The sequence below is a fragment of the Persicobacter sp. CCB-QB2 genome (assembly GCF_001274635.1).
Lineage (GTDB): Bacteria > Bacteroidota > Bacteroidia > Cytophagales > Cyclobacteriaceae > Persicobacter > Persicobacter diffluens.
Map to the genome: position 1 here is coordinate 2752899 of NZ_LBGV01000001.1, position 22720 is coordinate 2775618.

The following is a 22720-nucleotide window of genomic DNA, read 5'->3' on the forward strand; positions in this document are numbered from 1 at the left end:
CAGCAAATTAAATATTACCGACACTCTTCCGGCATACCGCAAAATATTTTCTTTGCAATATATAACAAAAAAGTCCCATAATGAATACGGGACTTTCTTTGTATTGAAATATTTTGTTATCGATTACTTCAAACGCTCTTTTACAAGGTCCTCAGTAACGATTTCTTCGCGGAAAGTGTAAGCTCCGGTTTTCTCAGACTTAACAGCCTTTACCACCTTAGCGTATTTTACACCACCTTTTTGCTTCAAAGTTGCAACTACTTTCTTAGCCATGATTATTTAATTTCTTTGTGGATAGTGTATTTGTTAAGAATCGGGTTGTATTTTTTCAACTCAATACGCTCCGGAGTGTTCTTACGATTCTTAGTTGTGATATATCTTGAAGTGCCAGGCTTACCTGATTCTTTGTGCTCAGTACACTCCAAAATTACTTGAACTCTGTTGCCTTTCTTAGCCATGTTCTAATAATTTAAATTGTTAATAATTTACTCTTCTCAGAAGATAGAGTGATGATTATACGAGCACGTTACCGTTAGCTCTTGCTTTCTTCAATACTGCAGTGATACCATTTTTGTTAATGGTACGGATTGCAGATGCAGATACTTTCAAAGTAATCCACTCACCTGTCTCAGGGATGAAGAATCTTTTCTTCATTAGGTTAGGTAGAAACTTACGCTTCGTTTTTCTGTTAGAGTGGGAAACGTTATTTCCTACTTGAGGTCTTTTACCTGTGATTTGACAAACTCTGGCCATGATATAATTTTATTCTCTCTCGAAAATTTATTTCTAATTACCAAACGGTTGGCAAAATTCGGAATTAATTTCCAAAAGATCAAAAATTTAGAGGAGAAAAGGCATGGAATCTTTCTCAAGCACCAGGAAGCTTGGCGCCTAAACCCTTGATCCGATTTTGCAGGGACGCAAAAGTACAAAAATTCATTGATTAAAAAAAAGCATCATGCTTTTTTATTGTACAATCCTCACGCTATCAAACCGCTGTTGATTCCTATCAAATTACTTACCAATTCATTGCTATTCTTGCAATTACTGCATCTTTTTTTTTGAATCAGCACAAAAAAGACAACAAAGCGAGCGGTTCGCCCCCTAACTTAGAACATTACAACTTCAAATCACCTGCGTATCCTAAAAGATACACTGCCGGATTTATTTCGCTCAAGGCTTGTATTTTTCAGTATGTTATTAAGTGTTTTCCCGATTTTTTCATAGCCCCAATAGGGGGGCTGGCTTAGTCCGCATTTTGCAGCTTCCTAAAAAGGAACTCGAAAATGGGGAAATTCCTTCCTTGTTCCCGCAAAACAAGAATTAAAGCATGCATCATTCAGCTCACGGCTTTTTCATAAAACCACAAATGGACAAATTATAGGAATGATCTAGTTCCCAATGAAGGGCAATTTGAGCACTTGTTTAATAGTTAGCTTACTATCTTTTACAGTATTGTCTTTAAGTATAAAATCTTCCACATCAACCCTCCGGCCTTGATCAATGGGCGGATAGACAGTGGTTCTGCTGGCGACAAGAAGGCATCACAGCGACATTTTAGTCCTATTTCACCAGTCTCCCGCCCTGTCCAAATGTCGCCTTGATGGATTTCGTCAGCAGGTTCTTTGTCCCGTCGACATTGATCACAGCCTTGATTTTTTTGTTTCGTTTTTTATCAAGAAAAAATGAAAAAGAAACGCTTGATGATTAAATATAAGGTATTGAATGGTTGATCTAGCTTTTTATGAAAAAGCCCTGTCATTCAGCTTAACCCGAATTATTTATGCTTAAATCCTCGTTTAGCTGTAAGGCGGAAAAAATGAAGGAATAGTTTCCTATTTCGAGTTTTTTCCAACGAAACAGATGAATGAGGAGAAAGCAAGCTTGCCCAAATTTGGGCTATTATAAATCAAAGAAAAAAAATTATAAAAAGCTAAAATTAAGCCTCTTACGTTTAGTTAGTGAATTTAGCGGTGAATAATTCGGGTTAACCCTTATTGCTTTTAGGAGATTTAGGATAAGGGCAGTGTTTACAACCATTTCCACAGCAATAGCCCCTTTTTAAATGAAATTGCGCCGTAAAGACCATTAATCCCTGCTCATTGATATAATAGTCTTCGTTGGTGGAAGATTGGCCGGATGATTGCTGATGTTGTTTCATACTTTTTAAACAGACCTTTATTTTACGTTAACGTGTGAATAACCTTGATTTCCTAACTTTGACTTTGAATTTTCAAGCACAGATTTCAACGCTTAATAATGAGTAAAAGAATTCTTTCCTCCAAAATATACCATTTAAAAGTAAGCCTTCCGGTTGGTTTAGGATTAATCACCCTGGTGGCGATGGTACATTTCCCATTCACAACAGCGCTGATGTTTTTGGCGATCTCCCTCATCATCATGATTTTGCCCTGGCAGCTGTACGAAGTTCACCAACGTGGAAATTACTTTGTGGCTTATAATCCTCACTTTAATAAAGAGGTCAATGAGATAGAATTTTTGAAGAGCGAAGTGAAAAATATGGAAATGCGCAAGCTTGCCGCAGGTTACGCTTTAATTCATATGACGGTTCATGATCCCGAATGGACAAAACCTAAAACTGTTATTTACCCGATTGAAGAAAAAAACTATGCAGAACTAAAAAATATTCTGTTACCCGCCGCTTCTGCAATGGCGGTTTAAAAAGTTTTAGCGCCTGAAATGATCGAAAGACAGGTCAATTGAAGCCTCCGAGGGAATGGGCAGTTTTTTCCTTCGGAGGCTTCTTTGTATATTAAATCGATTTTTCGGATACTCTTTCTCCGATTCCAGACGAAAGGGAGGCCTTTTCCAATACCGGAACAGGCGATATTTTTAATCATAAAATATAAACCCAAAAAAAATCATGATGCAAAAAGTGAGCAGTCAACAAGCCATGGCGCTTGAAAACGAGTATGGATGTCACAACTACCATCCGCTACCGGTAGTATTGGAGCGAGGCGAAGGTGTTTTCGTTTATGACTGTGAAGGAGAACGCTATTACGATTTCCTTTCGGCCTACAGTGCAGTGAATCAGGGGCATTGTCACCCAAGAATCATCTATGCGATGATTGAGCAAACCAAAAAACTGACCCTGACTTCGCGCGCATTCTATAATGACAAACTTGGACAGGCAGAAAAATATGTATGCGAGTATTTCGGATACGACAAAGCCTTATTTATGAACTCCGGCGCAGAGGCCAATGAATCTGCGATCAAAATTGTAAGAAAGTGGGGGTACCTGAAGAAGAATATCCCGAATAATGAAGCGGTAATCGTGGCGGTGGAGCGTAACTTCCATGGCCGTACCACTACCATTATTTCTGCTTCTACGGATGAGCAGGCCACTAAAAATTTTGGCCCATTCATGCCGGGCTTTCAGGTGATCGCCTATGATGATTTGGCTGCTTTGGATGAGGCTTTGGCCAACCCTAATGTAGCCGGGCTGTGGATTGAACCTATTCAGGGGGAAGCGGGCGTATACTTACCACAGGATGGCTATTTGAAAAAAGCACAGGAGCTTTGTAAAAAGCACAATGTGATTTTGATGATGGATGAAATCCAGACCGGTGTGGCACGTACCGGCGCTATGCTGGCCTCAGACCATGAAGGCGTTCATCCGGACATGTTGATTCTTGGAAAAGCCATTTCCGGCGGTACCATTCCGGTATCTTTGGTGCTTTGTAATGATGACATCATGGACGTAATTCACCCGGGTGAACACGGTTCTACCTATGGTGGAAATCCATTGGCCGCTGTAGTCACCGTAGAGGCCTTGCAAGTCATTAAAGATGAGAAGCTGGTAGAGAACTCCAACGCCATGGGTGAGGTATTCCGTGGCCGCATGCAAAAGCTTGTGGAGAAATCAAAGCTGGCCACCTTAGTGCGTGGTCGCGGACTGATGAACGCTTTGGTGGTCAATGATACCGAAGACAGCTCAACCGCCTGGGACATCTGTGTGGCCCTGAAAGAAAATGGCTTAATCGCCAAGCCTACCCATGGTAATATCATTCGTTTCACTCCTCCATTAATTATTACCGAGGAGCAAATGAACGAATGCTGTGACATTATCGAGCGTGTGGTACTAGAATTTGAATCGGCAATGGTAGAGGAGTAATCCCTATTTTGTACGATAAAAGATACAACTTAATCCCGAAGGTCATGCTTTCGGGATTTTTTTAGCCCCAGCGAAAGGCTATTGGCCCGAATTATGCATGCTTCAATCCTCGTTTAGCTGCAAGGCGGGAAAAATGAAGGAATAGTTTTCTATTTCGAGTTTTTCCAACGAAGCAGATGAATGAGGAGAAAGCAAGCTTGCCCAAATTTGGGTTATAAAAAAATCAGTCGACTCAAATGCAATAAATTGACAGAAATCTAGTTAAGGCAAGCCACTAAATCTGGCGGTGAATAATTCGGGCTAGGAGCACTATGCGTACATTTCGGGCCACTCCCTCGTGAGTGCCGGGCACCCATCGTGGTGAATTACTAAACACCCTTAGCATCTCTTCATGATAAGCCTTAGCCGCAGGATGAAGCGTACCATCCTCCAGTTGGTCTCCCAATCCTTTAATAATTTTCGGAGACACTAATTTCCCTTCTTTGGAGACCACAAATTCCACCCAAACTTTTCCCCAAATAGCTGACTCCTGACAGGTAGCAGGCAGTTTGAAATTTTTCCCAATGTATTTATAAAAGGCAGGCAGTCCTCCTTCAAATTCAGGCGGGCTGTCTACTATCGACATCACCTTTTCAACCTCAGCATTAGCAGCCTCTATTTGATTCCAATTACAAGAGGAGGCAAAACACCCCAATAACAGCGCAAGGAGGCAATCAAATAATAATGGAGCAGTGACTTTCATAATAAAAGAGGTAAGTGTTAAAATAAAAAATTTGCTCGGAATAGGGAGAATGCTAAAGGTTAATTAACTGTACTTAGCCCAAACACACCACCACCGCAAGCTGCATACGTACATTTCGGACCACTCCCTCATGAGTGCCGGGCCTCCACCGTGGTGAATGGCTAAACACCCTTAGCATCTCTTCATGATAAGCCTTTACTGCTGGATGAAGCGTGCCATCCTTCAGCGGGTAGGCCAACTCTAATCCTTTAATAATTTTCGGCGACAGCACTTCTCCCTCTTCGGAGACGATAAATTCCACAAAAACTTTTCCCGAAATCGCTGACTCCCGACATGTTGCTGGCAGTTTGAAATTTTTCCCAATGTATTTATAGAAAGCAGACATTCCTCCTTCGAATTCAGGCGGGCTGTCTACTAACGTCATCACCTCCACACTATCTCTTTGTTGAAGAATTGAGAAAAGCACACCTGAAGCATAAGCATTTCCCTGATTTAGAAGGAATAGACAAATAAAGATCAGTCGAAAAAGACTAAGCTGATTACCAAAATTGTAAAGGAAGTTTGACATGCATTCACCTCATGGATTAATTCTTAAATATATAGCTTTAATCCTAAAAACAATCTAATTCCCAACAGCAGAAATATTAACTTAAGCCATCAATGGCAAAATGCACCGGCAACACCATCTTCACGCTTACCGGCGCACCATTTTTCATCGCAGGTTTCCAATTTGGAGCATCCTTCACCACTTTCACGGCTGCATGATTGATATAATTTCGACAATAACGGAGTAAACTAACGTATTTATTGTTCTCCCGCCCATCAAAGGAATCCCCGGAAAGATGATGAAATAACACTTCATCCAAATTGGAGGCCTGTTCTGCAGGTCTTTTCAAGGTATAATTTCCTCCATTGCGCATGTTAATGACAAAACCCTCCTCTTTCCCGGCCTTTTCCGACCTGTTAATATTAATTACCTCATTCGGCCGGAGTTGATCAAAAGCGGAAAATAACGTACTTCCCTCCCCAATCCCTTGAAGTAGCTTCACATTTCTTACTGCTCCAGTTTCATCCACTTCAAATTGTATGAGTACCTCACCTTCAACCCCATAAGCTTGTATATCCTTTGGATAATTTAAATTAGCCTTGATATACTGTTGAAAACCCGCTAATCCTCCCTCAAACTCCGGTAATATATCTACTTGCTGGCCTTCCACCAACTCCAGTCCCTGCTCGGATTGCGGATTCATTTCTTCATACTGACAGGCCCAAAAACCTACCATGACAAACAGCCCTACAACCAACAAGCCACGTTTGATCGATATTTTTTGATCTGATTTTATCATTCTAATTCTCTTTAAACTTTTGGAATTAAAAAAGGGGTGTCCCACGCCAAAGCCAAACTGCCCTAAAGTATTGCTCGCTAACAACTGCGCATAAGCCTTCTTGTCCGGGTATTCCTTGAGGCTATAAGCATCTGCCAGATATTCATGTTCTTCCTCCAAGGCAGATTTCATCAACCAAATGGCCGGGTTAAACCACCAGATCAAACTACAAAAATCGAAAAATAAACGATCCAGAGAGTACCATTGGCGGATATGCCCCAGCTCATGCGCGAGGATCCGCGACTGATCTTCCACCTTCAAGTCTGTCGATGAAGGCCAGAATAGAAAATTAAACCAAGAGCAAATAGGGAAATCGGTTTGGGAGTAAACGCGAATATAATCGGCTTCTACCTGCCACTTCTTTCTTAATAAGTGAGAAGTAAACTTTCCAAATTGAACTAAAAACCGAAAGACTAAAACACCAAAACACAACCAATAGAGCAACATCAAGCTATCGACTTCACGGGTTACCGTCTCCACTGTTGCATTTATTTCTACCGGAGACAATAAAAGTGCACTTGAAGCTACCACCACTTCCGGCTCAAAAAGGGAAAAGTGGAGCGAAGCCAAGCCGGGCATTAACAAAGCCATCAGACAGGACAAGACCAGAAATATCCGATTAAATTGCCCTCTCTTTCTGCCTCTTAACAAAAAATAATATAAGGTGGTGGCCACCAATAGACTCAGGTGGGTAGTGAAAATGGTGGAAGTCATAAGCAAGAGGGAAACATCCCCGGCCGAAGCCGGGAATATAGGATTAGCTTAATTTAAAAGTAATCGGCAGGATCATGCGAACATTCACCTTATTTCCTCTTTGCATACCCGGGCTCCATTTCGCTGGTGAGTTGACGATTACACGTAAAGCCTCTTCATCCAAATCCTTGGCCGCTTTTTTCAGCTCAGAGGTAATCGCATCTGGTGAAATTTCATACTCATCACTCTTGGTACCGCTATAGCCCACAACCAATACCTCCTCCATATTGCTGTAAGTATCTTTTTCTTTCTGAACCACCTGTTCTGTTCCGTCTTTCATCTTCACGGTAATAGTCGCAGAGCCATCTTCATTTTTCTGTACATTCATGGACTCAATATCTTCGGGCTTTAATTTCGACAGGGCTCCAAAAGCGACATTGTCATCCGCAATACCCTTGATCACCTCCGCATTCACCACATTACCTTCCTTATCAATCACAAACTGAACGAAAACTTTGCCTCCAAGTCCTAGCTTTCTTGCGGATAAGGGATATTTCATATTTTCTCCAATATAATGGTAAAAGGCTTTCATGCCACCCTCAAACTCAGGTCGGTCCTCCGCGACAGTAAAGACCTCTCCGTCCAGAGCCACCTCTGCGGTTTGTAAGGGCTTCACTTCTTCTTTCTGGCAGGCCCAAAAGCCCACCATAGCAAACATCCCAGCTACCAACACCACACGTTTTAACGATAATTTTTGATCAGACTTCATCATGGTAATTCTCTTTAAACTTTTTGAATTAAAAAACGAGTGTCCTACGCTTAAGCCAAACTGTCCTAAGGTGTTGCGCGCTAACAGCTGTGCGTAGGCTCTATAATCAGGATGCATCTTCAAACTATAGGCATCTGCCAAATATTCATGCTCTTCTTCCAGAGCAGATTTCAATAGCCAAATGGCAGGATTAAACCACCAAATCAGGCAACAAAAATCCATAAACATCCGGTCCAGCGAATGCCACTGTCGGATATGTCCCAACTCATGTTCTAAAATCCGGGACTGATCTTCTTTTTCCAGGGCTAAATCCTCCGGCCAGATCAAAAACTGAAACCAGGAACACACCGGTAGTCGCTTCACGCCTTTCACCCAGATGAATCCATCGCCAATGGACCAGGAAGATTTCAATAAATGAAAACTTAAGATTACAAAACGAAGCAAAAAGTGAATAACCAATACTACAATACCTCCCCAATAAATCCACTTGAGCCAATCATGTTGACTAACGGTACCTTCAAAAGTGGCATTGATCTCTACCGGAGACAGCAGGATTGTAGTGCTTTCCCCTGCCGCAGGTGTTGCTCCAAATGAAAAGTTCAAAGCCGGAAGCCAGGGAAGCAACAAGGCCGTAAGCATCGTGAGTAGAATGAAAATTCTGTTCTTCTGACCGGATTTTTGCCCCTGTAATACCATCTTATACAGCAAAACCGCAGCGATCAGGATGATATGGGGTGTGAATTGAAGCGTATTCATAGTTCCATTGATAAGGTTATTGGTCCTGATCCTTTTCCGGATCCAGTTCTTTTAATAAGGCTTCATATTCAGCCAGATTCAAATCCTTCTCTTTGGCAAAGAAAGACACCAAGCCCTTCAAAGAGCCGCCAAAATATCCATTCAATAAATTGGTCAGGGAATACTTACGATACTCATCCTTGGTCATCAATGGAAAATATCGGTGCGACCTGCCATAGGCCTCATGTCCTACGATTTCCTTCTTTTGTAAAATCCGTACAATCGTCGACACCGTATTGTAGGCCGGCTTGGGCTCCGGTAATTCCTCGATGATATCTTTAATGAAGGCCTTCTCCTTTTTCCAGAGCACCTGCATGATTTGTTCTTCGGCTTTTGTTAAGTCTTTCATATTCAATCTATAGCTATGGCGTAAATGTATAACTATTTTTTTAGTTTCAAAACTAAATCATTAGTTAATAAAGAAAAAATGACTCAACAAAAGCGAACAGCTATTTGATTAATTAAAAAAATAAGCGGATATAGAACACTAAACACACAGCGAGCACCATAATGTACAAAAAGGAAATTCGGAAAAAATTTTTAGCGCAACGGAAATCTTTCAGTAATGAAGACTTCCAAAAAGCCTGTGAAGCAATTACCAAGGGCTTCTTTGCCTATGCCGATTTATCAAAAGTGCAATTTCTGCATAGTTTCTTGCCCATCCTCCATCACCATGAGATTGACAGCTGGCAAATTATCAACCAATTGCCCGCACACCTTAAGGTCGTGGTTCCCAAAAGTGATTTTAAAGATTGCAGCATGCAGGGCTATTTATTGGAAAAAACAGATCTCCATACCAATGAATGGGGCATTCCGGAGCCTTCCGGGAATGGAACGCCTATTCCGGATCAGGAAATAGATATGGTGATTGTGCCATTATTGGCTTTTGATCAAAAGGGCTATCGGGTGGGTTATGGCAAAGGTTTCTATGATCGTTTTTTTAAAAACTGCCGTAAGGACATCCAAAAGGTGGGGTTGTCCTTATTCCCACCGGTGGATACGATTGAGGATTTGAACCCTTTTGATGAACCACTGGATACGGTCATCACGCCGGATCAGGTATATAGCTTCAAAAATTAAAGTTCAATTTCAATTTTAACTTTTCCGCCTAATCCTTTCTCTACCAAATCAAAAAGGGTTTTCAAAGTAAGATTGGCAGCATCGTTCTCTACTCTGGAGATATATGTACGCTTTTTTTGCACCAGATCTGCCATTTGCTGCTGAGTGAGGTTTTTATCTTCCCGAGCCTTTCTTAAGAGCACGCCTATTTTGAAGGCTTCGGATTCCCGCTCTAATTCATCCCTTCTATCAGTTCCTTTGGAACCATAAACCTCATTTTTGATCTCTTCCAAGACTTCGTATCCATTTTTCTTTCTTATTTATTGTCCTGCCTTTTATCTTCAAAGTATTCAAACATCAATCGCTGCGCCTTTTCTATTTCACCTCTGGGAGTTTTCTGATCCTTTTTCTGAAATCCATTTAATAGAACAACCAACCGGCCTTCGTCAAAAAAACAGAACACCCTCCAAATATTAGAGCCCAATTTTATTCTGGCCTCGTATAAACCATGCGTTCCTGTTAAATGCTTAAGATATTGAGTGGGAATTTGCTCCAACACCTCGATCAATTCAATAACCTTAAAAATTTTGTCCTGAACCTTTCGTGGCTGCTTTTGTAGGAATTTCTGAAAATAATCCCGGTAAGCAATTACTTCCCTTACTTTCTTAAGACTCATACGTTACTTTAAAGTTACTTGAAAAATGCTTTTTTACTAAATAATTCTCAACAAACAACATATAAGACAATAAAAAGTTGGTTAAACCATAATCAAAATAAACTCATCTGCCCGTCCTCCTTTGCTTTCTTAATAAAGACCTCTTTCGTTCGGCCATCATTCAGGTACAACAGGTACCCCTTTACTTGCTTATAGCCCATATCACGCATCATGTACATATAGGATTGTACCTGCCGGATGTCCTGCGATTTCTCCAGGCCCGTTTTATAATCCACAATGGTCGCACTGTCTTCAGAAAGCACGACCCGATCCAAACGAACGGCTTTTCCTTCCTTCGGCAAAACCGGAACCTCAGTTTTAATAATCGGGCCGGGCGCAAACCAGGAGGCCACCAAAGGATTTTTCATCAATACGTCAATCTGCTTTTTCAACTGCCCTTCCTGCTCCGCATCTATTTCGCCTTCCATGCGGGCCAAACTCAGGGCATTCTCCACCTGGTCTATGGTCCGGATTCTGGACAAAATATCATGCACCAGTACCCCGTAATTCACCTTTTCTTCCGTTTCTAAAAAATCCTGATTCAAAATCTCGGACTGTCGGCTGATCTTCAATCGGTCATTTCGCCAGTCAAAGAAAGAAAGCTTCTTTAGAATACGCTCTTGCTTACCTTTTTTATCCTTGATTTCAGCAGATCCAATGGTTCCCCGTCGGTAAATATCTCCTTCTTCTCCTAACTCCCATTGTGCCTCCTCTCCAAACCTTTGCAGGGACATTTTCAATAAATCAGCGGCATTACTAATTTTCTCCCCTTTGGACTGTGGGCTCAGCGTCAATAAACCTTCCTCTGCCCGAGTGGTGGCCACATAGAGAATATTCAGGTTATCAAAATGAATTTTCACCCATTCCTCCAGATAATCTTCCCAGAATGGCGATTGCGCCAAATCCTTGGTATAGCGCACCGGAACCCGCTCCAATGCATTCAATGGCGCCTGATCCGCACTCGCCCACAACGTAGGGGCTTTAGTGGCCGAGTGATCCATATCCCAATTACAAAAAGGAACCACTACAATTCGAAATTCCAATCCCTTTGATTTATGGATCGTCATGATCTGCATGGCATCCAGACTATCGGGAATACGAATGGCCTTTCTTGCCCCGGTCTTATCCCACCATTCCAAAAAAGCATTCAGATCATCATACTCCCCCTGACTGAATTCCATCACCGCATCCAAAAAAGCCTGCACGTAGGCGATCTCCACATTTCCAATTCCCTCCTCCGATTTGCAAATTCCAAGCAAATCAATCAGTTGTTCTGCCAATTCGAATAAAGGCAATTTCAAAAAGGAATGGCATGCCTCTTTTACCGCTTGTGGGAAAAGCGGGTCTTCAACACCCGCCACAAAACAAGCGTGCTGATCAATCTCCGATTGAAAAACCTGCTGGTAAGCAAATACCAGCTGTACAATGGCCTGAGGATCCTCCTGCTTCACCAGCCAGCGCATACTGGCCAAAAGCAATTGTACCGAACTCGCCTCCCCAATGTACAGGGATTCTGAAGAAACTACCCGGAACAAATCCTCCTGACCGCTATCCTGACCATAAGCCAGTAGGCGGGCAGCCACTTCCTGTCCCTCGCTTTTAGTGCGCACCAAAAAGGAAATATCCTTCGGGCGATAACCATTTTGGAAATAATGTTCCAGCAAGGAAGGTAATTTTTCAAGGGCCTTTTCCTTGAACTCCGTACTACTTCGACTATTCTCCAGCTTGATAAAATGGCTTTCAACAAAGCCCTTCACCTCATGTGCTAATTTTCCAGGACTCACCCGTTGCGCTACCCCTTCGTAAGCCTTCTCAATATCATCTGCCTTTTCTTCCACAAAGGCAATCCCTTCTGCAGAAAGATCCCCTTTCCCCTGGCGTAAGAAATCGGCCAACAAGACAGGCGCCTCCTGAAAAAGGGCATTATTAAACTCAATAATATTTTGATAAGAACGCCAATTGGTGTCCAGCAGGCAATCTGTTGGGCGAGGATTCTGGATATCACTGTAAATCTGATTCAGTAAAAGGCGCCAGTCCCCGTTTCGCCACCGATAAATGGACTGCTTCACATCTCCTACCACCAAAGAGGTATGACCTTCGGCCAGGGCATTGGTGATCAACGGGCGGAAATTTTTCCACTGAAAGCCGGAAGTATCCTGAAATTCATCAATCAGAAAATGGGCATATTTACTCCCTACCCGCTCATAGATATAGGGCGGAATCGGACTATCCTCAAAATCCTGATCTTCTCCGGCTCCATTGTAAATGATCTTTTTCAAAAAATCGGAGGTATCGGAAATCAGCATCATATTCTGCTCTTCCCGATAAGCCTGCAACTCCTCCAGAATTCTGGCAAACAAGCCAATATAATAAACCTGAGAACGGACCATCTTGCAAATGAAATAGCGGCCATAATCCTCCTGTACGATAGAAATAGCTTCTTTCAATAGCGCATTTACGGGCTCAAAAAGGGCCGTAATCGCCGCCTCATTGGGATCATTCTTTTTCTTCATCCACTTGGAAGGCTCATCTTGCGCGGCCAACACCCGGGAACCCGCTTTATAATCCTTCCGTTCTTCCTGGATCTTCACAAAAAAGGAAGCGAAGGAAGACGCCTTATAGGGAAAAGCCTCCAGGCTTAGCCCATGCTGTTCAATCAGTCCCATGGCCTTTTTGCCTATACTGTCCAGTCGGTTTTCAAAGTTGCCGACTATCTTTTGCAGGACATCCCGGAAAGATTTAATCTTATCTTCTTCCTTCACCTGCTGTCGTAAGGCTTCTTCAAATACCTTAAATTCCTCTGAAAGCAACTGACTGGCGAACCGCTGAAGACCGTCCCGCACATCCCAGCGCTCATTATGCTCCAGTTTTTCCTCCGCAAAAGCCACCATCCAGCTGGTCAGTTCGGCATCCCGCCCCAACTTATTCATCAGGCGCTCCACCACATTTTCCATGACTGAGGCCTGATCCAGCTCAATGCGGGCATCCCCGTGCAGTCCCAAATCTTTGGCAAAGGCACGCACTACCTCCTGAAAAAAGGAGTCAATGGTTGTCACTCGAAACTGAGAATAGGCATGCAATATATTCTTCAATTCTTCCGCGCAGCGTCTCTTTACCTCCTGTTCCGACAGGCCAAGATAATTTTGCGCAATATCCTTACACATTTCCTCCTGACGGCCTTGCGCTATTTCATGCATAAAAAGCAACATCCGGTCTTTCATCTCCTGCGTTGCCTTATTGGTGAAGGTTACCGCCAAAATATGACGAAAATGATAACGCTCGCTAATGGCTAAAGCGATGAATTCTTTGGCAAGCGTATAAGTTTTTCCGGAACCTGCGGCGGCCTTATAAACTTTGAATTCTGCTGCTTTTTCTGACAAGGTAGAGATGGACATGAAGTAAATGAGATATCGAAAATCCGTAACAATAATTTAGAGGTTCAGTTTAGCTCAAACACAAACCCGAAACATTAACCAAAAATAAGCCCCTGTATGGAGCAATCAAAAAAGAAAATCTATTTTAAAGGATTAAATGGGGTGCGCTTTTTCGCCGCCTGTGCCGTGATCTTCCATCATATCGAACATCATAAATACTGGCTTGGCTTGCCCAATTTCTGGGGAAATACCACCGTAGATGCCCTTGGCCACAAGGCCGTTTCTTTGTTTTTTGTTCTTAGTGGCTTCCTGATCACCTATCTCTTAATGGCGGAAGTCCAAAAAACAGGAAAAATTGCCTTTTTCAAATTTTATGTCCGGAGAGCACTTCGCATCTGGCCACTCTACTTTTTAATTACTTTTATTGCTTTTTTCTTACTTCCCATCATGGTGAATCTGGATGACTTCGGGATTAATCTGTACCAAGATTTTTGGGGAAAATTGTCCCTCTATCTGGTCATTTTACCCAATATCGCCCGCCAGGCTTTTGAACCCGTTCTGGGTGCCAATCAGGCCTGGTCCATAGGCGTGGAAGAGCAATTTTATCTGGCCTGGCCCATATTGGTATGGCTATTCCGGAAAAGACTGCCTCAGTTCCTGCTTGGTTTTATCGCCTTTAAAATGGGAATTGATTTAGTACTGTACCTTGCGAAAGATGCCGTACTTCCTTCCAGCGGATGGTATGTCCCGCTGAACTTCGGCTACCGCATTATGCATACTTTCCAAATAGAACAGATGACGGTCGGAGGGATAGGCGCCTGGATCCTGTTTGAAAGAAAAGCACAATTTCTCCAATGGATCTATCATCCTATCACCCATTATGGAAGTATGGTGCTTTTGGTGGCCATGCTGTTTATTCCCATGCATTTCTTTGGCGCCTCTGTGGTGGAAGCTATTGTATTCATTTTATTCATTATGAATGTTTCTACCAACCCGAATGCCTCCAATAGCCTGGAAGGACCTGCTTTTACCTTTCTCGGGAATTTATCTTATGGAGTGTATATGTATCATAACATTTGCATCATTTTACTGATCAAATTGCTGATCTATTTTGAAGTGCCCGAAATGAGCAATGCTTTTTTTAATATCAGCCTGTACGGCGGAAGTGTCATTTTCACTACTTTCATTACTGCTCTGTCCTATGAATTCTTTGAATCGAAAGTACTGAAATACAAAAGTAAATTCATGGTGGTTAAAAGCGGTACCAGTGGAGAAACTCCTCCAAAGCCTATGCCGGAGACGGTGAAGAGTTTAAGTCCTAAATCATAAAATAAGCCTGTCGTAACAATGAGCGACAGGCTTTTTTTAATCTATGGATTGGTCTTTTAAGGCTTTAGATGCTGTCATTGAGAATGGCCATTCAATGCACTGTATTGAAAATTCACCCCTTCTATTTTTCATTTTTTCTTGATAAAAAACGAAACAAAAAATCAAGGCTGTGATCAATTTTGGCGAGCCATCGAACCTGCTACCGGAACTCATCAAGGCGTTATTTGACCATCTAGCAATTAGAAGGAAGCAGTGTGGTAATAACGCTGTGATGACTTCTCATCGGCAGCAGTCCCCATGGCTTTTCGCCAATTGATCAAGGCCGTCGGGTTGAAGTGGAAAATTTGGCCTTTTACGGTAAGTCAAATCAAATATATTCAATTAGCTCGCTGGCAGACAAGATGGATAACGGGTATTGACCGCAAATGACACAGAGCTTTTTTTTAATCAATAGGAATAGTCTTTTTCTTTAGCTTCTCCTCCTCTTCCAGCGCCTTCTGCCTTTTCTCCTCATCCCGCTCCCATCGCGGGCCTAGAAAAATAAAAGCAATGCCAAAATAAGTCAGGGGAGCAGTAGGAATCTGTGTGATCAGTCCGTTGGTATAGCTCGCTACCGCCACTCCACAGTAGCCACCATACATCGCAATGAGCTTTACACGGGTATTGGACTCTTTCAAATTCCAGACGACCATAAACCCTTTCACTGCAATAAATACAATCATAAAAACGTGAACATAAAGGCCGATAAAACCACACTCGGCCCAAACCCTCGTGTAGTGGCCGTCCGTGCCTAATTCGGCGAGAAAGGAGCCTGGTGCAAAGCGTTTCCCCCAAGAGCCCGCCATTCCAATTCCTGCACCAATCGGTTTATTGTGCATATAGTTTTCCAAGATCTTCTCCCTGTTCTTCCGCACCATAAAGGAGGGATCCTCGGATGGATTCATGGCCGTTCGCATTCGGTTAATCTGATAATTGGTTTGGCCAATGGTGGTCCATTTTAATACCGCAAACATAAAGAATCCGATAGAACATCCCAGAATCAGGATTTTCACCCGTTTACTCAGCAACAAATACATGAAACCCGCCAAAGCAGGAATCACCAAGGGCCCACGGGAACCTGAAATCAGCATTCCGTAAAAAGCCATCAGAGAGGAAAATATCAGGTAGTTACGCCGTCTTTTATTTTCCCATTCAGCAATGGAGAAGATTCCAAAAACAATCCCCGCCATGGCTTGAGAGGCTCCAAATTGTGCCGCATCTGAGTAGTAAGAAAATACCCTTAATTTACCAAAAAGAACATGGGTATTCGCCGCTCCGGCATCCAGCCATCGCTGCTCAGTGGGAGAAACCCCGATGAACAATTGCTTAATTCCCCAAATGGTTCCGATAATGGAAAAGATGGTCCAAATGGTGATCATCATGTCCATATCCTTGGGTTTATTAAAAATAAGAACACCACAGATGAAATTCAAAACCAGATATAGGGCCAGGCCACGCATAGCATAAAACCAGGCGACTACGGAGCGGGAAAGCGGATTGGCAATTTCAATCACACAATAGCCAAACCAGATCAAAATCACATAAAATACGGCCTGATGGAGATCCGAAGCATCCAGCTCGCGGCCTTTGCCCAAAATAGTAAAGAGAATGGGTAGCAGGAGGAAGACATCAACCCCCAAGCCATAGGGGGCAAAGGGATAATAGCGAGTGAGGCCGGCTTGCATAAAGGAGATGACCAGTACGAAATACATCCCCACCTTGGGGTTGGCATAAAAATAGGCCATGAACATCAAAATGGGCGGCAAAAAGAATAGCATCAGCGGTAGCTTATTCCCCGTACCAATGGCAAGGCCCAGCAAAAGTGCAAAAGGAAGGGCCAATAACCAACCCCAGCGACGTATCCATGGGCCACCCAGAAAAAGTCGAAGTCTGTGTATATCCAAAACGGTGAAAGGCTTGATCTAAAATAGATTACGCTTTTCTTTTTTACCGCATTTCAGGAAGGAAGTTGTTTATTGAAAATGACGAAAAACTATCTACGTGTAGGTTTTCAATCAAAAAAACAAAAAAAGGCAGCCCGATCGGACTGCCTTTTCAATATCTATATGTCGTGGGATTACAAAGCAATACCCATGAAAGACATAAATGCCATACCCATCAAACCAGTGATGACCATGGTGATCCCCAAACCTTTCATGGCATCAGGTACATCAGAATACTTCAAACGCTCACGGATTGCAGCGATGGCGATAATCGCCAACAACCAACCAATACCGGAAGAGAATCCATATACTGCAGACTCACCCAAGCCCATCTCACGCTGTACCATAAACATGGAAGAACCCAAGATTGCACAGTTTACTGCGATCAAAGGCAAGAAGATACCCAATGAACCGTAAAGTGCCGGAGAAACTTTCTCAATGATCATCTCTACCAACTGTACCATAGAGGCAATTACGGCGATAAACATAATCGCTTGCAAGAAGGTCAGGTCGATTTCAGCTGCCTGCGCACCTAATAACCAAGACAATGCGCCTTCTCTCAATACATACTCCTGCAATAACCAGTTAACAGGTACGGTGATCGTTAATACGAACGTTACCGCTAGTCCAAGGCCCATTGCAGTATCTACTTTCTTCGAAACGGCCAAATAAGAACACATTCCCAAGAAGTAGGCAAATACCATATTCTCAATGAAGATGGATTTGATACCTAAGTTTACTAATTCTAACATTGATTCGTTCGTTTAATTATTTTTCAACGTAACCTGTGTATGCGCGCTGTACCCAAATGATCAGCCCCAACACCATAAATGCACCTACCGGAGAAACCATCAAACCGTTCAATGGGAAATCTGGCAAACCAATCGCTTCAAATACTTTGAAACCGAAGATAGAACCAGAACCGAACAACTCACGGAAGAAGGCTACTGCCAGGATGATCCATGCATATCCAAAACCGGATCCCAAACCATCCAATACGGAATCGTAAGGTTTGTTACCCATCGCAAATGCTTCCAGACGCCCCATTACAATACAGTTGGTAATGATCAGGGAAACGAATACGGACAGCATCTTGGATACGTCGAAGAAATATGCTTTCAATACCTGGTCTACCAAAGATACCAAAGTTGCAATTACTGCCAATTGCACAATGATACGGATACGACCCGGAATCAAATTACGCATCAATGAGATAATCAGGTTGGAGAATACAATTACCACCGTTACGGCAATGGCCATAACGAAGGTAGGCTCCAACTGCGTGGTTACTGCCAATGCAGAACAAATCCCCAATACCTGAATGGTAATCGGGTTGTCATCGTTCAAAGGATCAGTAACAATCTTTTTGCGGCGCTTAGAGAATAAAGGCTCTGCTGCCTTTTTCACTTCTGCCGTTTCAACTGTTTCAGCCATTTTAATTTCTTTATTTGGTATTAACCGTTGATTACACTTTTTTCCAAGAATGCCTTATAGTAAGACAGGTAGTTCTCCAACATGTCATTGACACCATCAGCAGTCAAGGTTGCCCCTGACATACCATCTACCTGGTGGTTAGACAATGAAGCATTGTTCTCCCCTTTCAACATTTGAATGGATACTAAATTAGTCCCTTCAAAAATTTTCTTACCGGTATAACGATCCTGTACTTCATCAGAAGTGATACGAGCACCCAAGCCTGGCGTCTCACCTACGTGATCCATAGAAATACCTTTTACAGTGTTTCCATCTGACTCCAATGCCAAGAATCCCCAAATGTTATTCCAAAGACCATTACCATACATTGGCAAAATATAAGAAGCAGCACCGTTAGTATCAGTATACTTAAATACTGGCAATTGACGCTCCTCTACAGGCTTTTTAAATTCACGGCCTACATCTACCTTAGATGCATCTACTCCGTCAATCTTTTCACCTTTAGAATTTACTACAAAACCTTCGATCTGCGTATTGAAGATCTCCAAAATACGGTCCGGCGTCTCTGAAGAGATATCCGTTACCGCACCCAGGATCTGCTTACGCGTATCCAATTCTACTGCTTTCTTTTGGGCATCTTTTAACCCAACAGCGGCAAAAGACAATAGTCCTCCAAGAACGATTGTCATGGCAGCCGCAAAACCGACGATATATCCGTTAGACTGTTGCACGTTTCAATCTCATTTTTTTGTTAGACTCAACTACATAGTGGTCGATCAACGGAGCGAATACGTTCATCAACAAAATTGCCAACATGATACCTTCCGGGTATGCAGGGTTGAACACACGGATGATAACCGTTAATACACCAATCAAAATACCGTAAACCCACTTACCAACAGTGGTATGAGCAGCAGTTACAGGATCCGTTGCCATGAAAACAGCACCGAAAGCCAAACCACCGATTACCAAATGGTAATGAGCAGGCATTCCCATATAAGCGTTCACCGCCAATGCATTCAACAACAAACCGGTCAAATAAGCACCACCGAAAACACCTACCATAATTCTCCAGGAAGCTACACCCGTTGCAATCAACAAGATAGCACCCAAAAGAATCGCTAGTGTGGAAGTTTCACCGATAGAACCTGGAATAAAACCCAGGAACATGTCCATGAAACCGAAATTAATGCCGCCATAAGAAGAGGCTTCTAATGTCGCTACAACACTCTCACCCGCTGGCGTAGCGTTCGCAATCGCCAATGGAGTAGCACCTGTGAAACCTTCTACAAGGTTAGCCCCCTCGATACCGGAAGTCCAAACGTTACCGGAGATATCCGTTGGGTAAGCGAAGTAAAGGAATGCACGAGCAGTCAGGGCCACGTTCAATACGTTAGTCCCTACACCACCGAAAACCTCCACGCCTAATACTACGGCGAAGATCATCGCTACGGCTACCTGCCACAATGGAATAGAAGCAGGAATACACAATGGCACCAACATCCCGGTTACCAGGAAGCCTTCCGCCAATGGGTGTTTACGTAGCACGGAAAAAGTTCCCTCTACCATACCACCGACAGCGTATGCCACCAATACGATAGGCAACACCTGAATGGCGCCATAAATGAACATATCACCAAATGAAGCATCAGTAACGCCTGTTGCTGCATAGTGCTGATACCCTACATTATACATACCGAACAACAAAGCAGGCACCAATGCGATCACTACGGTCATCATTAGTCGCTTCAAGTCGTTGGCATCTTTCACCTGAACTCCTTTGGAACCCGTTACCTCCTTTGGTACATAAAGGATGGTATCAACGGCTTCAAACAGGTAGTGGAACTTCTCAAATTTCCCACCCTTTTCGAAGTCAGGCTTGATATTGTCAAGTTTTTCTCTTAAGAATTTCATGATGTTTATTAGCTATACTGCAACAAATCCAAACCTTTTCTCAAAATAGCCTGAATATCGTTCTTCGACACGTCAATGAACTCACAAAGGGCTACATCTTCTTCTACCAACTCGTAGATACCCAATGCTTCCATATTGTCGAAATCCTCGGCAATGATGGCTTTCATCAGGTGAGTAGGTAAAATATTCATAGGCATCACCTCTTCGAAGGCACCGGATACTACGAAACGACGCTTCTCCCCACGCGTGTTGGTGTCTAAACGAAACTCCTTATTTGGATTAAGGAATGACAATAAACCAAACGCTTTGTGGAAGGATACACGATTCGACTGCGGAGTAATCCATCCCAGGAATTCCTGCTCACCATCTCCCTCAGGGATTACCGTGAATTGGTTGTGATAAAAACCTAGGAAACCGTCCTGAGCAATTTTCTCACCAGTCAAAACGTTACCAGAAATATAACGCAAGTGACCCTCGTTTACATTACCCTCAACCAAAGGCTTGATGCACGTACCCGCCAATACTTTCGCATAGGCCGGCTTTTTCACCTCAGAACCGGTAATCGCAATCACGCGGGAAGCGTCATACTTACCCGTCAGGAACAATTTACCGATCGCTGCTAAGCCAGTAGCAGAAACAGTCCAGTAAAGATCCCCTTTGTTGATTGGAGAAATTTCGTGAATCTGTACCCCTACGTTACCCACTGGGTGCTTACCGGTGAAAGCGGTTTGCTCGCAGTTTTGTAAACCCGCAAAAATGGAGTTAGAAACTGCACCGTTTAAGCCCAGGTGAACACGATCCGTGAATTTCGCTAGTACATCGATACCTGCCTGAAGATACGCTTCTTCACCCTGGAAGGCGAATTCGTAATCAGGTGCCAATGGATGGCTATCGAAAGCAGAAATGAAAATTGCTTTCGGGGCATCTTGTGGATTTGCTACAACGCCATAAGGACGCTGAATAATGTGTGGCCATACACCGGCCTTGCACATTTGTGCAACAGCTTCCTCGCGAGATACCTTTTGTAAATCAGCGGAGCTGTATTGTGTGAAGGACTCAAACTCGAGTTCCTTGTCTGCCAAAACGCGGATTTCCAATAAACGACGCTTCGCACCACGAACGATCTCTACCACCTCGCCGGATACCGGAGAAGTATAAAGAACATCTGGTGTCATTTTGTCGAATAACATCGGAGAGCCTGCCTTGACTGTATCCCCTACTTTCACCATTAATTTCGGACGTTGGATTCCAATGAAGTCCGATGGTTTAAGCGCGAATACATTTGATTCTGCAAATGAAGAGATTTGTTTATCAGCTTGGCCAACAAGCTTGATATCAAATCCTTTCTTTACCTTTTTTGTATTTGACATCGCTACATGAATTGATTCAATAGGTCCCTAAAAAACGGCTCAAAGCTAATAAAAAGTGCGCTAATTATTGATTAAATTGACAATAATTCACGTAAATAATGAGCCTCATCATATCTTAATCTTCGAAAAGTATAAAAAGCTGACTCAGTTGGCCTTTTTTATGAAGTCCGCCACCTGTTCCATCAGCCACATTGGAGTAGAAGTCGCCCCGCAAATGCCCACAGAATTCACGCCCTCCAACCACTCAGGTAATACTTCTGCTTCGGATTCTATGAAATAGCTTTTTGGGTTGTGGGTTTTACAAACCGCATACAGCGCCTTTCCATTTGAACTTTTCTTACCTGAGACAAAAAGAATCAGGTCATGTTCCTGAGAAAAACGCTCCAGCTGTGGCTCACGGTTTGACACCTGTCGGCAGATGGAATCATTCGCCTGAAAATCCACCACCTCAGCCTTTTGGTGCATTTTATTTTCTATACTTTCCTTAAGGGCATAAAAGCCTTTGGTGCTTTTGGTCGTTTGAGAAAATAGGGTCACCGGTCGGTTAAAGTCCAACAATTCCAGATCCTTTTCCTCAGACACGATCAAGGCTTCTTCATTGGTTTGCCCAACCAATCCAATCACCTCGGCATGCCCTTTTTTTCCATAGATCACCACCTGTCCATTATCGTCCTGCATTTTATCGTGAGCCGTCTTCACACGGTTCTGCAGTTTTAACACTACGGGACAGGAAGCATCAATCAGGGTAATATTATTTTCCATTGCCAGGCGGTAAGTTTCCGGCGGCTCGCCATGAGCACGAATCAGCACCTTGCAATCCTTAAGATCTGCCAGATCTTCCCGGGAAATCACCCTCAACCCCTGCTCATTTAAGCGCTTCACCTCCATATCATTGTGGACAATATCCCCCAAACAATACAAAGTAGACGAATGCGCCATTTCATCCTCCGCCATCTTGATGGCATATTCCACTCCAAAACAATAGCCGGAGTTTTTATCAATGGTTACTTCCATAATCCAGGTT

Annotated in this window: 23 protein-coding genes; 4 read left to right on the plus strand and 19 right to left on the minus strand. The window is 43.0% G+C overall.

All coding sequences use genetic code 11. The features are described from left to right. Positions 1–123: 123 nt before the first annotated feature. The 4 genes from NG22_RS17435 to NG22_RS17945 form a co-directional block, all read right to left on the minus strand. A complete protein-coding gene (locus tag NG22_RS17435) occupies positions 124–273 on the minus strand; it encodes a DUF4295 domain-containing protein (RefSeq protein ID WP_071932164.1) in 150 nt (49 codons plus the stop codon). A gap of 2 nt (positions 274–275) precedes the next feature. Beyond that, positions 276–458 (minus strand): 50S ribosomal protein L33, encoded by a 183-nt coding sequence (gene rpmG, locus NG22_RS12095; protein WP_053405961.1) that lies wholly within the window; start codon positions 456–458, stop codon positions 276–278. A gap of 55 nt (positions 459–513) precedes the next feature. Next, a complete protein-coding gene (gene rpmB / locus NG22_RS12100) occupies positions 514–753 on the minus strand; it encodes a 50S ribosomal protein L28 (protein ID WP_053405962.1) in 240 nt (79 codons plus the stop codon). Positions 754–1987: 1234 nt separating this feature from the next. Continuing rightward, positions 1988–2161 carry a DUF5522 domain-containing protein gene (locus NG22_RS17945; protein WP_172674375.1) on the minus strand — a complete coding sequence of 58 codons (174 nt, stop codon included), beginning with the start codon at positions 2159–2161 and terminating at the stop codon, positions 1988–1990. 98 nt (positions 2162–2259) lie between these two features. On the opposite strand from NG22_RS17945, the gene NG22_RS12110 reads away from it, so the two are divergent. Next, entirely contained in the window at positions 2260–2682 is a 423-nt protein-coding gene (locus NG22_RS12110; protein ID WP_053405964.1) for a hypothetical protein, read from the plus strand. A 202-nt stretch (positions 2683–2884) separates the two neighbouring features. Continuing rightward, positions 2885–4135 carry an ornithine--oxo-acid transaminase gene (rocD, locus tag NG22_RS12120; protein WP_053405966.1) on the plus strand — a complete coding sequence of 417 codons (1251 nt, stop codon included), beginning with the start codon at positions 2885–2887 and terminating at the stop codon, positions 4133–4135. 274 nt (positions 4136–4409) lie between these two features. Here rocD and NG22_RS12125 read toward each other — a convergent pair whose 3' ends face one another. The 5 genes from NG22_RS12125 to NG22_RS12145 all read right to left on the minus strand — a co-directional run bounded on the left by NG22_RS12125 (position 4410) and on the right by NG22_RS12145 (position 8868). Next, on the minus strand, positions 4410–4877 hold the full coding sequence (locus NG22_RS12125; RefSeq protein ID WP_053405967.1) for an energy transducer TonB: 468 nt from the start codon (positions 4875–4877) through the stop codon (positions 4410–4412). 73 nt (positions 4878–4950) lie between these two features. Further along, entirely contained in the window at positions 4951–5445 is a 495-nt protein-coding gene (locus NG22_RS12130) for an energy transducer TonB (protein ID WP_053405968.1), read from the minus strand. 76 nt (positions 5446–5521) lie between these two features. Next, positions 5522–6976, minus strand: coding sequence for a M56 family metallopeptidase (locus NG22_RS12135; protein ID WP_053405969.1), 1455 nt, complete (start codon positions 6974–6976; stop codon positions 5522–5524). A gap of 43 nt (positions 6977–7019) precedes the next feature. Then, positions 7020–8480: a M56 family metallopeptidase gene (locus tag NG22_RS12140; RefSeq protein WP_053405970.1), complete on the minus strand. Its 1461-nt coding sequence runs from the start codon at positions 8478–8480 to the stop codon at positions 7020–7022. A gap of 16 nt (positions 8481–8496) precedes the next feature. Further along, positions 8497–8868, minus strand: a complete 372-nt coding sequence (locus NG22_RS12145; protein WP_053405971.1) for a BlaI/MecI/CopY family transcriptional regulator — start codon at positions 8866–8868, stop codon at positions 8497–8499. Between the two features lie 161 nt (positions 8869–9029). Here NG22_RS12145 and NG22_RS12150 point away from each other — a divergent pair, with 161 nt between their 5' ends. Next, positions 9030–9599: a 5-formyltetrahydrofolate cyclo-ligase gene (locus NG22_RS12150; protein WP_053405972.1), complete on the plus strand. Its 570-nt coding sequence runs from the start codon at positions 9030–9032 to the stop codon at positions 9597–9599. Here NG22_RS12150 and NG22_RS12155 read toward each other — a convergent pair. The 3 genes from NG22_RS12155 to NG22_RS12165 all read right to left on the minus strand — a co-directional run bounded on the left by NG22_RS12155 (position 9596) and on the right by NG22_RS12165 (position 13688). Next, on the minus strand, positions 9596–9871 hold the full coding sequence (locus NG22_RS12155) for a helix-turn-helix domain-containing protein (RefSeq protein WP_253275689.1): 276 nt from the start codon (positions 9869–9871) through the stop codon (positions 9596–9598). The two genes, NG22_RS12150 and NG22_RS12155, sit on opposite strands and share 4 nt — an antisense overlap. A gap of 23 nt (positions 9872–9894) precedes the next feature. After that, entirely contained in the window at positions 9895–10254 is a 360-nt protein-coding gene (locus NG22_RS12160; protein WP_053405974.1) for a type II toxin-antitoxin system RelE/ParE family toxin, read from the minus strand. Positions 10255–10346: 92 nt separating this feature from the next. Further along, positions 10347–13688 (minus strand): exodeoxyribonuclease V subunit beta, encoded by a 3342-nt coding sequence (locus tag NG22_RS12165; RefSeq protein ID WP_053405975.1) that lies wholly within the window; start codon positions 13686–13688, stop codon positions 10347–10349. 96 nt (positions 13689–13784) lie between these two features. Here NG22_RS12165 and NG22_RS12170 point away from each other — a divergent pair, with 96 nt between their 5' ends. Further along, positions 13785–14996 (plus strand): acyltransferase, encoded by a 1212-nt coding sequence (locus NG22_RS12170; protein WP_053405976.1) that lies wholly within the window; start codon positions 13785–13787, stop codon positions 14994–14996. Positions 14997–15439: 443 nt separating this feature from the next. Here the strand turns inward: NG22_RS12170 and NG22_RS12175 are convergent, their stop codons facing one another. From NG22_RS12175 to NG22_RS12205, 7 genes are all read right to left on the minus strand, one after another. Further along, on the minus strand, positions 15440–16939 hold the full coding sequence (locus NG22_RS12175) for an O-antigen ligase domain-containing protein (protein ID WP_157601058.1): 1500 nt from the start codon (positions 16937–16939) through the stop codon (positions 15440–15442). Between the two features lie 173 nt (positions 16940–17112). Further along, on the minus strand, positions 17113–17730 hold the full coding sequence (gene nqrE / locus NG22_RS12180) for an NADH:ubiquinone reductase (Na(+)-transporting) subunit E (protein ID WP_053405978.1): 618 nt from the start codon (positions 17728–17730) through the stop codon (positions 17113–17115). Positions 17731–17746: 16 nt separating this feature from the next. After that, positions 17747–18412, minus strand: coding sequence for an NADH:ubiquinone reductase (Na(+)-transporting) subunit D (locus NG22_RS12185; protein ID WP_053405979.1), 666 nt, complete (start codon positions 18410–18412; stop codon positions 17747–17749). 20 nt (positions 18413–18432) lie between these two features. Continuing rightward, complete coding sequence (nqrC, locus tag NG22_RS12190; protein ID WP_053405980.1) at positions 18433–19143, minus strand: NADH:ubiquinone reductase (Na(+)-transporting) subunit C; 711 nt, start codon at positions 19141–19143, stop codon at positions 18433–18435. Continuing rightward, positions 19130–20326: an NADH:ubiquinone reductase (Na(+)-transporting) subunit B gene (locus tag NG22_RS12195; RefSeq protein WP_053405981.1), complete on the minus strand. Its 1197-nt coding sequence runs from the start codon at positions 20324–20326 to the stop codon at positions 19130–19132. The genes nqrC and NG22_RS12195 overlap by 14 nt, the downstream gene beginning before the upstream one ends. Positions 20327–20334: 8 nt before the next feature. After that, positions 20335–21696, minus strand: coding sequence for a Na(+)-translocating NADH-quinone reductase subunit A (locus NG22_RS12200; RefSeq protein WP_053405982.1), 1362 nt, complete (start codon positions 21694–21696; stop codon positions 20335–20337). A 144-nt stretch (positions 21697–21840) separates the two neighbouring features. Next, complete coding sequence (locus NG22_RS12205) at positions 21841–22710, minus strand: 4-hydroxy-3-methylbut-2-enyl diphosphate reductase (protein WP_053405983.1); 870 nt, start codon at positions 22708–22710, stop codon at positions 21841–21843. Positions 22711–22720 lie beyond the last annotated feature (10 nt).